This window comes from Coprococcus sp. AF21-14LB (assembly GCF_003458885.1).
In the GTDB taxonomy this organism is placed as follows: Bacteria; Bacillota; Clostridia; order Lachnospirales; family Lachnospiraceae; genus UBA9414.
Map to the genome: position 1 here is coordinate 16241 of NZ_QRVX01000029.1, position 14879 is coordinate 31119.

The 14879-nt window shown below is 40.6% G+C and carries 14 protein-coding genes; 1 reads left to right on the top strand and 13 read right to left on the bottom strand.

The genetic code is table 11. From position 1 onward, the window contains the following. Nucleotides 1-31: 31 nt before the first annotated feature. From DWX73_RS08390 to DWX73_RS08405, 4 genes are all read right to left on the bottom strand, one after another. On the bottom strand, nucleotides 32-1951 hold the full coding sequence (locus DWX73_RS08390) for a molybdopterin-containing oxidoreductase family protein (RefSeq protein WP_242996749.1): 1920 nt from the start codon (nucleotides 1949-1951) through the stop codon (nucleotides 32-34). Beyond that, nucleotides 1933-2466 carry a molybdopterin-guanine dinucleotide biosynthesis protein B gene (mobB, locus tag DWX73_RS08395; RefSeq protein WP_118348375.1) on the bottom strand — a complete coding sequence of 178 codons (534 nt, stop codon included), beginning with the start codon at nucleotides 2464-2466 and terminating at the stop codon, nucleotides 1933-1935. Before mobB ends, DWX73_RS08390 begins: the two co-directional genes overlap by 19 nt. A 92-nt stretch (nucleotides 2467-2558) precedes the next feature. Beyond that, entirely contained in the window at nucleotides 2559-3377 is an 819-nt protein-coding gene (locus tag DWX73_RS08400) for an undecaprenyl-diphosphate phosphatase (protein WP_118348376.1), read from the bottom strand. A gap of 13 nt (nucleotides 3378-3390) precedes the next feature. Further along, the gene (locus tag DWX73_RS08405) at nucleotides 3391-4221 is read right to left on the bottom strand and encodes a Cof-type HAD-IIB family hydrolase (protein ID WP_118348377.1); all 831 of its coding nucleotides are present in this window, start codon (nucleotides 4219-4221) and stop codon (nucleotides 3391-3393) included. A gap of 189 nt (nucleotides 4222-4410) precedes the next feature. On the opposite strand from DWX73_RS08405, the gene DWX73_RS08410 reads away from it, so the two are divergent. Further along, nucleotides 4411-5538 carry a cell wall hydrolase gene (locus DWX73_RS08410; RefSeq protein WP_118348378.1) on the top strand — a complete coding sequence of 376 codons (1128 nt, stop codon included), beginning with the start codon at nucleotides 4411-4413 and terminating at the stop codon, nucleotides 5536-5538. Between the two features lie 78 nt (nucleotides 5539-5616). Here the strand turns inward: DWX73_RS08410 and DWX73_RS08415 are convergent, their stop codons facing one another. The 9 genes from DWX73_RS08415 to DWX73_RS08450 all read right to left on the bottom strand — a co-directional run bounded on the left by DWX73_RS08415 (nucleotide 5617) and on the right by DWX73_RS08450 (nucleotide 14692). Further along, entirely contained in the window at nucleotides 5617-6846 is a 1230-nt protein-coding gene (locus DWX73_RS08415; RefSeq protein ID WP_118348379.1) for an MFS transporter, read from the bottom strand. A 106-nt stretch (nucleotides 6847-6952) separates the two neighbouring features. After that, on the bottom strand, nucleotides 6953-7561 hold the full coding sequence (locus DWX73_RS08420) for a GTP pyrophosphokinase (RefSeq protein WP_118348380.1): 609 nt from the start codon (nucleotides 7559-7561) through the stop codon (nucleotides 6953-6955). A gap of 98 nt (nucleotides 7562-7659) precedes the next feature. Then, nucleotides 7660-9510 carry a carbohydrate-binding domain-containing protein gene (locus tag DWX73_RS08425; protein ID WP_118348381.1) on the bottom strand — a complete coding sequence of 617 codons (1851 nt, stop codon included), beginning with the start codon at nucleotides 9508-9510 and terminating at the stop codon, nucleotides 7660-7662. Between the two features lie 21 nt (nucleotides 9511-9531). Continuing rightward, nucleotides 9532-10227 carry a DUF4956 domain-containing protein gene (locus DWX73_RS08430; protein ID WP_118348382.1) on the bottom strand — a complete coding sequence of 232 codons (696 nt, stop codon included), beginning with the start codon at nucleotides 10225-10227 and terminating at the stop codon, nucleotides 9532-9534. Then, nucleotides 10220-10333: a hypothetical protein gene (locus DWX73_RS15000; protein WP_334294658.1), complete on the bottom strand. Its 114-nt coding sequence runs from the start codon at nucleotides 10331-10333 to the stop codon at nucleotides 10220-10222. Before DWX73_RS15000 ends, DWX73_RS08430 begins: the two co-directional genes overlap by 8 nt. A 53-nt stretch (nucleotides 10334-10386) precedes the next feature. Then, on the bottom strand, nucleotides 10387-10938 hold the full coding sequence (locus DWX73_RS08435) for a polyphosphate polymerase domain-containing protein (RefSeq protein WP_330413573.1): 552 nt from the start codon (nucleotides 10936-10938) through the stop codon (nucleotides 10387-10389). Between the two features lie 91 nt (nucleotides 10939-11029). Beyond that, nucleotides 11030-12652, bottom strand: a complete 1623-nt coding sequence (locus DWX73_RS08440) for an aryl-sulfate sulfotransferase (RefSeq protein ID WP_242996752.1) — start codon at nucleotides 12650-12652, stop codon at nucleotides 11030-11032. A gap of 172 nt (nucleotides 12653-12824) precedes the next feature. After that, nucleotides 12825-14021 (bottom strand): sensor histidine kinase, encoded by a 1197-nt coding sequence (locus tag DWX73_RS08445; protein WP_330413574.1) that lies wholly within the window; start codon nucleotides 14019-14021, stop codon nucleotides 12825-12827. Then, the gene (locus DWX73_RS08450; RefSeq protein ID WP_118348384.1) at nucleotides 14018-14692 is read right to left on the bottom strand and encodes a response regulator transcription factor; all 675 of its coding nucleotides are present in this window, start codon (nucleotides 14690-14692) and stop codon (nucleotides 14018-14020) included. The genes DWX73_RS08445 and DWX73_RS08450 overlap by 4 nt, the downstream gene beginning before the upstream one ends. Nucleotides 14693-14879: the final 187 nt, after the last annotated feature.

The following is a 14879-nucleotide window of genomic DNA, read 5'->3' on the forward strand; positions in this document are numbered from 1 at the left end:
TCTGCATTTGGATTGCCGTGATACATACAGATCATTCCCGGCTGCATAGAAAGCTGATAGCTACATGGCCTGTAACCTCGCCTGCCGGCGATACAATCGTCACTTCATCGCCTTCTTCAATTCCACAAGCTTTCGCATCTTTTGGATGCATCTCAATCAGATCCGGCGCCTCCAGATTCCTGATCCAGGAAAGACGGTATGTCCTCGAATGATAATATTGCGGCCTTCTGCATCCAACACTTAGAATAAACGGATATGCCTCGTGATCCACTTCGGTCTTTTCTCTAAAATCCTCAAATACCGGAAGCCCCTGATACCCATACTCTTTGCTGTATTTTTCCAATACAAGCGACTTGAATTCTACTTTTCCGGACGGAGTATCAAACGGCTGTTTCTCATAAGTCCTCTCCATTGGCATGACAAGATTCGGAGCTTCCAATCCTTCCGGATGTTTCCGCAGTTCCTCTAATGTTAATCCGGATGGCTTTAGAATATGCTCCATATATTCCTCATAATTCATCCCAAGAACTTCATCTTCTAATCCAAGCCGTTTTGCCAGTTCCAAAATGATCTCAATATCATTTTTACATTCTCCCAGAGGTTCAATTGCTTTCTCTGACATTCGGAACCGGCCGCCCATGCCTCCCATTACTTCTTCTCTTTCAAACGGCGTGCTCGCCGGAAGCACAAGATCTGCCATGCGGCAGGACTCTGACATCATAAATTCTGTATTTACAAAGAAATCCAGTTCTCCAAGCGCTTCATTCAACAATTCCGGCTTCGGCCACATCCGATGATTCAGTCCGAATGCCACCATTCCTTTCAGCGGATACGGTTTCTCTTCTTTTATATACTGTGCCAGCTTTGTACACTGTGATTCCTCACAGGAAATATCAAACCATACCGGAAACTCTTTCTGTCCGATTGCTTCCACCTTGTTCATTCTCTTTACTTTTCCGTATTCATTGCGCGGCGCCATTGGCATCCCCATCGTACGATTGCCGCCTTTTACATCATAATTTCCTGTCAGCGCACTTAACAGAAAAATTGCGCGGTGATTCTGAACACCATTTAAGTGATGTGCCAGCGAGGAGGCTGACCATTTAATCGCTGACGGTTTTTCTGTAGCAAATAGCCTTGCAGCTCTGCAGATCGTCTCTTTTGGTACCCCGGTAATCTCTTCGGCTCTTTCCGGAGTAAATGTCTTTACATATTCCCGGTATTCTTCAAACCCATAGCTATATTTTTCAATAAATTCTTTATCATACAAATCTTCTTCAATCATCACATGTGCCATTGCCAATGCAAGCGCTCCATCCGTCCCCGGATACGGCTGCATATGAATATCCGCTCCGTGACAAGTCACCGTATTGCGTGGATCTACACTGATCACATTCACGCCTCGCTCCTTCATTTCAAGCCACATCCTGCTGGATGGTGTCTGTGAATGATACGGATTAGACGCCCACACAAGGACTGTTTTCGCATTTTTTAAATCCGGCATACAAATATGGCCGCCGTAATTCAGCCTCCACGCCAGATCTACTGCCTGAAAACAGGTACTTGATTCCGTGCAGAAATTCGGTGAGCCAAATGCATTCGCAAGCCGAAGCGCTGCAGGACGATTCCATTTCGGATATCCCACATAGAAAATAACCGACTCCGGTCCATAAGTTTCTTTCACTTTCTGAAGACGTTCTGCCATCATCTCATAGGCTTCCTCCCATGTGATACGTTCAAAATGTCCTTCTCCTTTTCTTCCGATCTGTTTCATTGGATATAAGATCCGGTCCGGATGATACACATACTGTCGTGCAGCAGCGCCCTTTGGGCAAAGCCCCTGCTTTCCTTCTACCCGAACAATTTTTCCCTCTTCCACATAAACATCAACCGGACAGCATGAGCCGCACACTGCACAGGTCGTTCGTTTTACTACTGTATTTTCTGACATGTTCTACTTCCCTTCTGCCTGATTCCCGCTTCGATTATATCACACAATACCAGAACATCGCTATAGGTGTAAAGAGGAACTTTATTTTTTGTCTGCTCCATAAATTCTCTGATTTCTGTATTTTCCTCATTTGCGATGATTCCCCGGATTGTTTCCGGCGCTGACACTGTTTCCCCATAATCTCTTACAGTCTCAAACTTCGGATGTGTCCCCCGCTTCATCCCCTCAATCAGAATCACATCTGCTTCCGGAAATTGCAAAGCCAGCTGCTCTGCCGTTACTGCTGTTTTCTTTACGATCATATGTGTTGTTTCTGAAAAAATCGCTGTTCCTAAGGCTCCTGCATTCAAATGCCGAAACGTATCGGTTCCCGGGCGATCCGGTTCAAACTCATGTCCGTCATGTTTAATCGTTGCAACATCATATCCCCGCCCCGACAGTTCCTTCACAATCTCGCAGACAATTTTCGTCTTCCCTGTATTTTTTCTTCCACTAATTCCAAAAATATACGGCATATGGACTTCCTCCTGTCTATTTGCAAAAAAACTGCCCGGTCAACAGTGTCGGGCAGTTTTTGTATCATTTTATCATTCTAATTGCTGTATATTTATCCCCAGATAAGAAAATAGATAAAAATCAGCACTGCAAGTACGATACGATAATAACCAAATACTTTGAAATCGTGTTTCTTAATATATCCCATAAGGAACTTAATCGCAAACACAGATACAAAGAATGATACGAGACAGCCAACAAGCAAAATGACTACCTCCATCGGTGTATAGTTAAAACCAAGTTTCAGAAGCTTCACGCCGCTGGCTCCAAACATCGTTGGGATCGCCAGGAAAAATGTAAATTCTGCCGCAACGCTTCTGGAAACTCCAATCAGCAGCGCACCAATGATCGTTGCACCTGAGCGGGATGTTCCCGGAATCAGTGCAAGCACCTGAAAGCATCCGATCAAAAATGCAGTCTGATAAGTAAGCTCTTTCAGTTTTGTTACCTTTGGCGTCATGGACGCATTACGATTCTCCACAACGATAAACAAAATACCATACACAAGCAGTGTAATACCGATTACGATATAAGTGGATAAATACTTATCGATAACATCATCAAACAAAATTCCAATAATTCCGGCTGGAATACATCCGACAATCACTTTGCACCACAAATTAATCGTATTTTTCTTCTGCCGTTCATTCTTCCGCGGCGAAAATGGGTTTAACTTATGAAAATATAAGACAACAACTGCAAGCGCTGATGCAAGCTGAATCACCACTTTAAACATATTCATAAATTCTGTACTGACATCCATTTTCAGAAATTCATTCACAAGCAGTAAATGTCCTGTACTGCTGATCGGAAGCCACTCTGTGATTCCCTGAACGATTCCAAATATAATTGATTTCAAAATATCCAGCATCTTTTCTCCTCCTCTATGCTAAGACAAATTTTTCAATTGCTTTTGCGACTCCATCTTCTTCATTGGAAACTGTAATATAATCTGCTGCCTGCTTCACTTCTTCGGCTCCATTTTCCATAGCAACAGCAAATCCTACTTCCCGAAGCATCTGGAGGTCATTGAGCCCGTCTCCGCAAGCCATGATTTCTTCTCTTCGAATGCCAAGCATTTCTCCCAGCTTCAGAAGCCCTTTCCCCTTATTTACATCTTTTCCATTGATTTCGATATTATTGTCCAGTGCACTGGATATGGTAATATCCGGTATCTTCGCAAGTTCTTCCCATGCGGCTCTTCGCTCTTCCCGATCTGCAAACATCGCATGAACTTTATCAAGACCACGGTTCATTTCCTTTACTTTTGCCTTGACATCCGGCACCGTCTTCTTCGTTGCCCGGATATATTTCTGCATCGATGGATTCGCCACATATCTCTCAATCTCGTCCATCGCTTCCTGCTGTACATACGAAATACCCTCAAAGTACACTTCTCTTAGTGTATCATATTGTTCAAAAACATCCAATATTTTTTCTGCACTTTTTGTCGAAACAAGTGATTCAAAAATAACCTTATTTTCTTTCAGATCAAGGATACGTCCTCCGTTTGCCGTCAATGCATAACGCATCCCCTGAAATGTTCTTAATTCTTCCGGCACACCTGAAATCGGCCGTCCCGTAGCTACAAGAACGGTAACTCCCTGGCTGATTGCCTGTTCAAGCACCTTTCTGGAATAGGCTGTCAGCTCTTTTCTTTCATTTAATAATGTTCCATCCAGATCCATTCCGATCATTTTTATCTTTTGCTGCATATCATTGTTCTCCTTATGCAATTTTCTCTGTTCTTTTTCTTCATATCGCGCAGTTATTGTATCATATGTGAATTAAAAATTGTAGATTGTAACAATTTCTTAACAAAATTTGCATAAATTCGAAATTTATAGTATAATACACTGGCAACCGATTCACGGTCTTTATATTTAGCGAAAGGAAACTCGAATATGAACCCAAAATTAAAGCGCAGATTTCGCTCACTGACCGCACTGGCAAGTGCCTTCATCCTGAGCATATCTGTTTTGCCTGCACATGCCGAGGAGACAATTGATTCCCTGCGGGACAAGACCTCGACACTGCAAAATGAGCTTGATGGGCTCAATACTGAACTTTCTTCCATTAGCGCAGATGTAGACAACATCCTCACACAGATTACGGAGACAACTGCGCAAGTCGAACAGACAAAGACTGAGTTGGGAGAAGCATTGGCAAATGAGGAACAACAATATAATAATATGAAGATGCGTATCCGCTATATGTATGAAGAAGGCAAAACTGCTATGTTGGATACACTCTTTAGCGCAATCAGCATGGCCGACTTTCTAAATAAAGCTGATTTTATTACAAAAGTCAGTGAATATGACAGGGCAATGCTTGAGAAACTCCAGAACACGCGGGAAGAAATTGCAGCCAAAGAACAGGCGCTTGAAATCCAGCAGCAGGAACTCCTGACACTTCAAGCAGAACTCACTGCCAAAAAGGATGTGCTCGCTTCCAGAATTTCTACCGCTTCCGGAGAACTTTCTGCCTACAGCGCTAAACTTGAACAAGCCATTGCAGCTGAAAAAGCCGCACAGGAAGCGCTTGCCAAGAAGGCAGAAGAAGAAAAGCAGGCTGCGCTTGAGCAGGCTCAAAAAGAAGAAGCAGAACAACAGGCACAACAAAAGCCATCCCGTCCCGATCCGGACGATTCCGGTAATTCTGATCATTCCGGTAACTCCCATCCTGCTGATCAAAGTGATCTAGATCTCTTTGCAGCCATCTTACAGTGTGAAGCAGGAACTCGCGACTACGATGCACTTCTTGCAGTCGCAACCGTTATTATGAACCGTATGGAAAGCTCTAAATATCCAGATACATTACACGGTGTTATTTATCAAAGCGGTCAGTTCTCTCCAACCTGGAACGGAAGCCTTGATAAAGTATTGAAAAAAGGAGCTGTTTCGCTCTGTTATACCGTTGCCAGCGATGCACTCGGCGGCGCGCGCCATCCGGACGTTCGAAACTGTTACCAGTTCCGCGCAAGTTACACCGGCCACCATGGTATTGTGATCGGCGGAAACGTATTCTTTTAAGAAATAAAAAGACTGATACGATGTAATTCATTTTATTACATTGCGTCAGTCTTTCTTCTTTCTATCTGTTTTTCATTTTTATTTATCATAAAGCAGAGAAAATGCTTTCTGATCTCTTTGCCGGAGAATCACATACCCGACAACATTGATAACACCTATGATTACAATAAACATCCACACCGTCTGCATAGGCATTCCATCTGCCATACTTCCCACAACCTGCTGACCTGATAACTGAAACGCCCCTCCAAATATCGTGTAAACGGAAGAAAATCTTCCTCTATGGGATGCCGGAATACGTCTCGTCAGATATGGCTGCCGTCCAAGTGTCTCACAAATCTCTCCAATCGTAAAAATAATCATAGAAATAAAATATACGATCAAAACATTCTGCACAAGTGCATAGGATAAAAAGCCAAGCACAACAAGAAACTGACCCAGCAGCAGGCGATCCACATCCCGTATGCGCGACATCATCTTCGTAAGAACCGGTGTACCGATAATCACAACAAATGCATTTACACTTGTCAGTGTCCCAAATAAAACTGCTCCCTGTTCTCCATAGTACTGTTCCAAATTCAATGGCATTAAAAAGTTAAACTGACTATAAACAAGCATCCAGATACCGCCGCAGAGCATAAACAGCAACAGCAGTTTATTTTCCCACAGAACACGCCAGATACTGTGACCATCCCGCACTTCCTCATAGTGACCGGATACCGTCTCCGTTTTCACCGGTGTAACGTCCTTAATGAATAAGAAAATCAGCACCGTTGAAGAAAATGTTGCCAGACTGCTGATGAGAAACGCAAGCGAAAGGTGATTTGCAAACAAAAATCCTCCGATCGTCGGCGCCAGCACAAGGCCAAGATTCGTTCCAAGATAACTTAAACTATACGCACGTTCCCTGTCTTCAGCCGAAGACAAATCTGCCACTAACGCATCGTAACTCGGCCATTCCATTTGCGCAAAAATAGCTGCCAAAGCCAAAATCGGTACTAATTTCTCTGACATCGGCATAAAGGCACATACAAAGTAACTCACAACCGTTACCAAATCGCATACAATGATCAGATTCCTCTTATTAAATCTGTCTGCCAGTTTCCCGCCGATCAACGTAAAGGGAAGCTGTACAAATCCGAGAATCATAAGTATTGCCGCAATCTGCGTTGCTGAATACCCAAGCTTGTTCTTCAAAATCAATGTCATCATTGGCCAGATCAATGCTCCCATGTTGGTCACAACCCTGCCCCAAAACAAAATGTACAGTTCTTTCCGCATTCCCATATATTGTCGAATGTATTTCATAATGTCCCCCCTGCCGAAACCAATTGCTGTTCTTCCTACATATCTTCTACATTATCTCATACAGTTTTCTTCTTCGTCAACGAAGTTTTTATATTAATTCTATATACTATTCATACTCCCATATATCACTTTGTAAAAGCTCTCTTATTGTCTGCATGGATAAATCTACAGACGCAATTTCATCTGCACATCTTTTCAATTCATTCCGAATTGTCTCTTCATGCTGTACGTTTCTTTTATATTTCATTTGATGTTCTAGTGCTGCCCAAAAATCAATGGCAATCGTACGAAGCTGAATCTCTGCCGCAATATCTTTTAAGTCCTTTTCAGCAAATCGTATAATCAAATGAAGGCTTCTGTAACCATTTGATTTTGGATAGGAAATGTAGTCTTTCTTTTCTATCATTCGAATATCCTCTCTTTTTTCCAGCCAATCAGCAATACGATACACCTCCTCCACGAATGAACAAATAATCCGGATTCCAATTGCATCATGTGTATTTTGAAGTGCTGTATGAACGTCTTCCCTCAGTCCGCGCTTTCTTAATTTCTCCATCATACTTTCCGGTGTTTTAATTCTTGTTTTAATATATAAAATCGGCTGTAACTCATCTTTGCCACAAATGTTCGGATAGGTTTCTATTAATTCTTTTAAATAGGATTCTCCCTGCTTTAATAATGGAAATGCAGCACCATAATACTCTTCCGGTGTCAAAAGTATCCCTCCCTTTTACATTTTGTTTTCTCTTGCAGCCAATGCCAAATATCATTCTTGGTTATAGCCCGGAATCAATGTAATTTTCAGACATTGACTCATAGGATGTTTCCAGAATCTTGTTCTTTTCCCGGTTTCCTCTGCATGCCATCTCCTTGCCGGTCTCCTCTTTCTCCACCGCTGCTTCCAGGTGCTCCTCCATGAGAATTATTTCCATAAACCAGACTATCCATAGTAATACTCTGCTCTGTTGTTCCGGCTTTTATTGTATAAGTTTCTCCTTCTTTTATTTCCGAACTGCTTATGATAATAGACGAATATTCTTTTTCTGCTGTCCAATTCAGAAGTTCTGTTCCATTGCTGTCAAGAAGTACAATATTTGTATTTTGCTCCTGTGGATCTGTATTAATCATAATAACTCCCTGCGTGGAAGAAGAGTCAAAGTTTTGTGCCATACCCGAGGAACCAGCCGCTGCAAAAATGCCTTCGGTGACTTGAGCTGTTCCACTATAATCTAACGTTCCATTTCCATCATTCGTAGGACCGGATACATAGGTTTCTCCACCGGAAACAGTAATATCTCCATTAGAATCGATTCCATCTCCAGAAGCATTTACCCGAAGAACTCCCCCTGCAATGTTAATGTATGCACCTTCTGTGGATGCAAACTGGTCGCCTCCAAATCCAGGTCCTTCAAAACCGCTGCTATCATTTCCTCCTGCTGCATTCATGCCATCATCCGTTGCTAAAACAAAAATTTCTCCTCCCGTAATATCAATACTCAAGCCTTCAATTCCTTCATAGCTTTTAATAATATCTATACCACCTCCGGAAATACTCGCATTGGAATCCGCATGAATCCCATCATCTCCTGATGATAACGCATAGGTGCCGTTTTTGACAGCAAGATTTCCGTTAGAATGAAGTGCATCATCCTCTGCATCAATATTATAGGTACCACCATTTAATACCAACTGTGTAACTGCTTTTATCCCTTTAATACTAGTTGTATTTTCTTCTGCCTCTTCCTGGAACGTCCGTTGCATCGGTTTATCTTCTCCACTACTTTGGTTCTGTACTCTGGCGCTGCCTTCTCCTGACAGAATCTCATAAGTTCCATCCTCTGCCTGCAGCCATGAGCTGGCACTAATTCCATCCTGTTGCGACGTGATGGAAAAACTTCCTCCCGCCAGATACACAAATCCAAGACTGCTGTCCTCCGTATTTTCTGCATGGATGCCATCTTTTTCTGATACAATCGTATAAGAACCATTGGCGATACGGACACTGTCTTTTCCTGAAATTCCATGACTGGCACTTGTGATTACATAGGTTCCGCTTGTAAGAACCAAATCGTCTTTTGATACAATCCCATGCCCTTCCTGAGCTGTGACTGTAAGGGTTCCTTCCCCATTCAACGTCAGATCTGATTTGGAAAAAACAGCTGAATCAATATTATTTTCATCTATGACCACATAGGTACCGTTATTTTCCAGAATATTTTCCGTTCCTGAAGCAGTGGTAATAAACACTTTATCTGCTGAGCGAACATACAATGCTGCTGACTGGGAATTCGAAATGCTTACACCATTAAGAATAATTTGAATTTTGTCTGTATCTTCTGCCTCTACAATCACCATTCCGTTTGAAAGAGATCCGGAGAGTATGTATGTTCCTTCTTCTTTAATTGTTACCGTATTTTCTGTAATAACCACAGCATCTGACTCACAGACAGAACTATCATCCACCAGCGAAATGGCAACACTTTCCGACTCTTCATATCCTACTTCTTTATCACGATCCGAGAACATATTAGAAGTATCTATTTCTGTAATCGAATTACTTACCGCAATGGTAGATTCTATTGTATTTTCTTCTGTCTTTTTGTTACAGCCGGATAACATTAACGTTCCCAGCAGTAAAAATAATAAAACTTCTCTTTTTCGCATTTGCCATCATCTCCTACACTTCTATAATTCTCCGATTACAGTTTCCTGTCTGCACATAGTAATTTCCAGATTTCCATTTCTGCACCGGAGCGCATCAATTAATTCTTTTTCTGTTGCCGGATCTTTCAGTGTTAGATTATATGTAATCTTAAACAAACTTCCCATGTTCGTAGTTTTAATCTGTACAACCTCATAATCCGTTGTATATTTCTTCAATATTTTGTCAAATACCCCACTATAATCCAAATCCTCCGGTATGGTAATATGTAAGGTTTTATAACGCAGCCCATGTTTTCTTGTTCCAAAGTCCATTCGATTATATAGCAACATAATTCCGCCCATAATCAGCGCAGATAACAGCGCATACGCAAGATACCCCATTCCTGCCACCACCCCGGAACACATAGCAAGGAAAATCGCTCCAATTTCTTTCGCCGATCCCGGAACGGAACGGAATCGCACAAGACTAAAAGCTCCGGCAACGGCCACACCCGTTCCCACATTTCCATTGACCATCATAATGACTACACAGACCACTGCCGGAAGCAAAGCCAACGTTGCCACAAAGCTTTTTGTATATTTTGTTCCGTACATATATGTTCCTGCTAAAATCAATCCAATCACAAGGGCACATCCCACGCATAACAAAAAGTCTGAAATAGAAATCACACTGGTCATATCGGTATCAAAAATTCCCTGAAATAAAGTATTAGACATTGCTGTATCCTCCCTGTAAGGACTCTGCCAGCATACGCTGATAGGCAGAACCATATTTTGAAAATGATGTTTTATATAAATGGTGTTTCGTAAGTGTTTCGCTCATCCATAGAGGTATCCCACCGGACGTTTTGATTTCCATGAGAGCCTGGTCTTTCCCTAACAACGAAATCCCGTAAATTTCACTGCCAAGTGAAAAATCATTCTCCGATAAAGGATATTTTCGTCGAAGGTTATCCGGAAGTCACTGCCGTCAAGGGAATAATAGGCTTCTCTTTCATAAGATAAAAATACAGATGGATGAAGATTCTCATAGTAGTCACGAAAATACTGAATTTCATCTCCGATTTGAGAATTTACCGGAAGCGGCTTTCCCGTCTGAAAACTCTCCATAACTTTTTCTTCCGGAAGCTGCAGTCTGCGTTTATAAACTACCGACTTATATTTTTTCTTAATTTCCACAAAGACCGGATCTGTTGTCTCTACCGGTTTATAACTTCGGATGCGAAGTTTTTCTTTATATACCGGTTTTTCCAGTGAACGCCTGATTAATCGGAAGTTATCGGTATCAAGGTAAATATTTCTTATAACGGTTCTTCCGTAATCATCCAGTTTCATGTATGGTTCCATTGCAAGAAGTATCTCTTCTTTTTCCTGCCTGTTCAGCAGGTATTTTAATTCATAACGCTTAAAGGTCATTTGATAGGTCATAATATTTCTCCCTGTGTTTTTTATTTTACATACATAAAATACGCTCTTAACCTTAATTTAACTTAAAATGCTTTTATGAAAGTCACTTCTTCTAGCCAGCAAAATAGAAATTTGCAAAATTATATTTGTATACACGGTAAATAAACTCATCTGCCAGTTTCATCTGAAATTCTTGGATCAGATTTCCATTACCGTCATACTCGCCGAAGATTCCCTGCATACCAGAGTCTATAATAATATTTCCATCATATTCTTGTGCACTGCTGACATACGCTGAAAACGGAACTGCAAAGGATTGTACCAATGAGTAAGTTCCTTTGTTTTCATTTACTTTATATTTGTAGTAATACGAAGTTTTTCCTTTCTTCATAGACGTTTCTATTCCATCGATTTGTTCCCAGTCATACGATGGATTGGAGTTACTGATACCAAAATTATTGTTAAATAGATAGAGATAATATTCCCCTGCATTTAAAGAATCATCTTTCACATAAGTAATGGAATGCTGTCCTCCTGTATTAGAAAAGCTTCCCGTACTCTCAGCCTTTTCAAACAACAAACTCTCATAGCCTGTCCCTTCCCAAAAGCTCTCCTCTCCAATCATGTATTCTACCTGTGGGGAGCCATAAATATCTGCAATCATCAAAATAGTAGAAGTTTCTCTGGAACTTAATAAACCCCTGTCATCTCCAATCCACTGTATGGTGTTAATGTGCATCCAGTCCAATTCCCCCTCTTCATTGGCAGTACATTTTTTCTTGTAATCTGAAAATACATCCTCTAAATCCAGCACATGACTAATTTCTCCTGTCTGCGTATCTATTTGAATGATCTGATCCTCTACACTTTCGCTTTCTGTATCTGTTGCCAGAACAAGTATATTTCCTTCATCATCAAACTCATAATCGTGATGGAGGCTATATGTACCTGTGTCATAAATCTTCTCTACTTTCCCAAGGTTATTTACCGCTGCAATCTTACTCTCTGATATGCTGTAATACATAAGGTTATCCTTGAACAAAAGTCGATGGCTCCGGTAACCGATCAGTGGGATTTCTCCGCGAAGTACACCTGAATTATCGTAATAATACATAAAATCTTCTTCGTCACTGTCATTGCCCAAGATAACATATAATCCATCTGTTACCCTTTCGCCTTCTTCTGCCGTCTTTGTTTGCTCTAACTGAAGTTCTTCTTCCCCGGACAGTTCTCCCATTTCATGCACATAAGACCGGGTTTCCACACTGCCATCCTCTTTTGTCAAAGCAAAGGTAATTGTATTACTTTCCTCCGGTATCAACCCCAACACTTGAAATTCATGTTCCGTGTCAAAGTCATCTTCTCCGGCAGGTATTTGCGAAAAATCCGCAACCGCTGAATTTGAAACAGAAATATCATACGAAACAGATACTGGTTCCTCTGTAGAAAAATACACATACAGTGACAATGTATTCGTTCCATATGGATTTTCTTTGATAAGCATTTGGTCTTCCGTATAAACTCCACTATTTTTTTCTTCCGCTATCTGTTTCTCAATAGAATCTTGATACTCTTCTGTATAAATAAACTTTTCTTCAGTTTTAGTCACTTCAGTTGCATCTGCCTGTATCATTTCATTTATTTTTAATTTTGAAAAAGAGACCAAAGTTCCGGCTGCTGCCAGTGCAAAGACAATTTTTCCTATTTTTTTCTTTATGTTTTCTTCTTTATACATTTGCAGTTCCTCCTGATTGTTTCTGTTGATGGAAACAACTTACCATCTTTACCTTAACTACACTTTAAATAGTAATTGATTCCTGAAAAACAGCATAAAAAAAGCCCGTATCAAACATGTCATTTGTACGAGCTGTATAAAAACTATTATGTTGGAAGTATTACCGTAATTTTCAATGATTTTTCATCCTTCGTTTCTGCAAGGATTTTGCCCTATGGGACTCTACCGTTACGGCAGCAATAGAAAGTCCCAAACCATAGCCTCCGGTCTGCGAATTTCTGGACGCATCTGTACGATAAAACCGATCAAACAAATGCAAAATCTGTTCTTGGGAAATATATTCTGTCGTATTAAAAACAGACAAGTACATACGGTTTTTCTTCTTTTCCAGAATAACAGAAATCTGTCCATTTTCATTTGTGTATTTTACTGCATTGTCAAGAAGAATTGTTACAAGACCCCGGATTGCTTTTTCATCCCCCTTCATAGATATCATTGGTTGAATGGTACTGTCCAGATTTTTCTTTTGTACCTTTGCAGGTGCCTGGAACGTATGACATACTTCTTCCACCACATCGGATAGCGGAAAATCTACTTTCATATTACTGTTCTGCCCTTCCTCCATACGTGAAAGCGTGACAAGCGTATTCGTCAGATCCGCCAGCCTTTTTGTCTGTCCCTTAATATCCTGAAGCCATTCATTTTCCCCAAAATCCATTTCCAGAACCTCTGTATCAGCTTCAATGATAGTTAACGGTGTCTTTAACTCATGTCCTGCATCTGTAATAAAGCGCTTTTGCTTTTCATAATTATCAGAAAAAGGTTTTACAATGCGAGATGACATAATAACCATTAACGCAAACACAGATAAAATTCCTACGCTTGATACCCCAAAGGTTGTAAGCAGAAAGTTGTGAAAATTATCTAATTGCCGTCTGCAATCCAGAAAAATAATGCGTATCTGTCCTTTATAAGAACATTTCCAATATCTATACTCATCCAAAAATCCTTTTTCTGTTCCTTTTTCCCAAATCTCAGAAGCATATTCCATCGCTTTTTCTGTATCGATCGAAATGATTTTGGAAGTATCCGTTAAAATAATGTTTCCATTTTCATCAAGCAAAACAGAAAAAAATCTGGATTCATAAGGAATTTCCGGTGACATTCCAAGCCGGCCATCTTTTCTTTCTGTCGGAAATTTTTGTGGGAATTTCCCTGCGTTTTCTTCCAGAACTTCCAGAATCCTGTCTGCATCATTCACGATTTTCTTATAATTTAAAATTCCTACGATTCCTCCAATCACAAAAAGTACAAGAAAAAGCGAAATCATGGAGGCAGCAATCAATTTAATGCGAAGTTTTTTTATCATGACATTTCCTCCAGAGAATATCCTGCATTTCGTGTCGCTTTAATCTGAACATCTGCATGAAGCGCGGATAATTTTTTTCTCAAATAGGAAATATACACCCACACCACATTAATCTCCGCCTCACTGTCATATCCCCATATCTTTTCTAAAAAACGTTCAGAAGAAATTAATTGATGCGGATTGCACATTAAAAGCTCCAGCATTTGAAACTCTTTATTCGCAAGACGGAAACTGCCTTTTGCTGTTGAAAGTTCAAAGGTTGCTCGATCCAGTGTGACATTTCCCATGGTTAGTTTCGAATTCATCTGTGCGGTTTGTAATCTTGTCATTGCCCGGATTCTTGCTAACAACTCTTTCGCATGAAACGGTTTCGCCAGATAATCATTTGCTCCGGCATCCAAGCCTTCTACTTTATCATCAACTTCAGACTTAGCTGTTAACAATAAAATCGGAATCAAATTTCCTTTTTCTCTGACTTTTGTTAATACGGTAAGACCATCTACCTTAGGCATCATAATGTCTAAAATGACTGCATCATAATTATCCATTTCCAAATAATCTAATGCAACTTGTCCATCATAAACCGCATCTACAGAATAGTTATTTCTCTCTAAAATTGCCACTAATGCTTTTGATAATGCTTTTTCATCTTCTGCTAATAGTAACCGCATTGTATGTTCCTCCTCTTGAATTACCTTCTCATTCAATTATGGTTGATCTGTTTTTGTAAGAATAAGTGTATTACCTTAATTGTACCAAGCCGCTAGCGCGGCGGCTAGCCCCAGGTACGTGAATTTTCCACTTTTTTAACAAAAAAGTAGCAGTTTTTGAATATATGTTGTATTGTTGAGTTACCAC

Excerpts from the sequence above, each read along its gene's own strand:
- DWX73_RS08415 (WP_118348379.1), bottom strand. The coding sequence starts at position 6,846 with ATGAAATACATTCGACAATATATGGGAATGCGGAAAGAACTGTACATT.
- DWX73_RS15000 (WP_334294658.1), bottom strand. The coding sequence starts at position 10,333 with ATGAGCGAAACACTTACGAAACACCATTTATATAAAACATCATTTTCA.
- DWX73_RS08405 (WP_118348377.1), bottom strand. The coding sequence starts at position 4,221 with ATGCAGCAAAAGATAAAAATGATCGGAATGGATCTGGATGGAACATTA.
- DWX73_RS08400 (WP_118348376.1), bottom strand. The coding sequence starts at position 3,377 with ATGCTGGATATTTTGAAATCAATTATATTTGGAATCGTTCAGGGAATC.
- DWX73_RS08450 (WP_118348384.1), bottom strand. The coding sequence starts at position 14,692 with ATGCGGTTACTATTAGCAGAAGATGAAAAAGCATTATCAAAAGCATTA.
- DWX73_RS08445 (WP_330413574.1), bottom strand. The coding sequence starts at position 14,021 with ATGATAAAAAAACTTCGCATTAAATTGATTGCTGCCTCCATGATTTCG.
- DWX73_RS08410 (WP_118348378.1), top strand. The coding sequence starts at position 4,411 with ATGAACCCAAAATTAAAGCGCAGATTTCGCTCACTGACCGCACTGGCA.
- DWX73_RS08435 (WP_330413573.1), bottom strand. The coding sequence starts at position 10,938 with ATGACCTATCAAATGACCTTTAAGCGTTATGAATTAAAATACCTGCTG.
- DWX73_RS08390 (WP_242996749.1), bottom strand. The coding sequence starts at position 1,951 with ATGTCAGAAAATACAGTAGTAAAACGAACGACCTGTGCAGTGTGCGGC.
- DWX73_RS08425 (WP_118348381.1), bottom strand. The coding sequence starts at position 9,510 with ATGCGAAAAAGAGAAGTTTTATTATTTTTACTGCTGGGAACGTTAATG.
- DWX73_RS08430 (WP_118348382.1), bottom strand. The coding sequence starts at position 10,227 with ATGTCTAATACTTTATTTCAGGGAATTTTTGATACCGATATGACCAGT.
- DWX73_RS08440 (WP_242996752.1), bottom strand. The coding sequence starts at position 12,652 with ATGTATAAAGAAGAAAACATAAAGAAAAAAATAGGAAAAATTGTCTTT.
- mobB (WP_118348375.1), bottom strand. The coding sequence starts at position 2,466 with ATGCCGTATATTTTTGGAATTAGTGGAAGAAAAAATACAGGGAAGACG.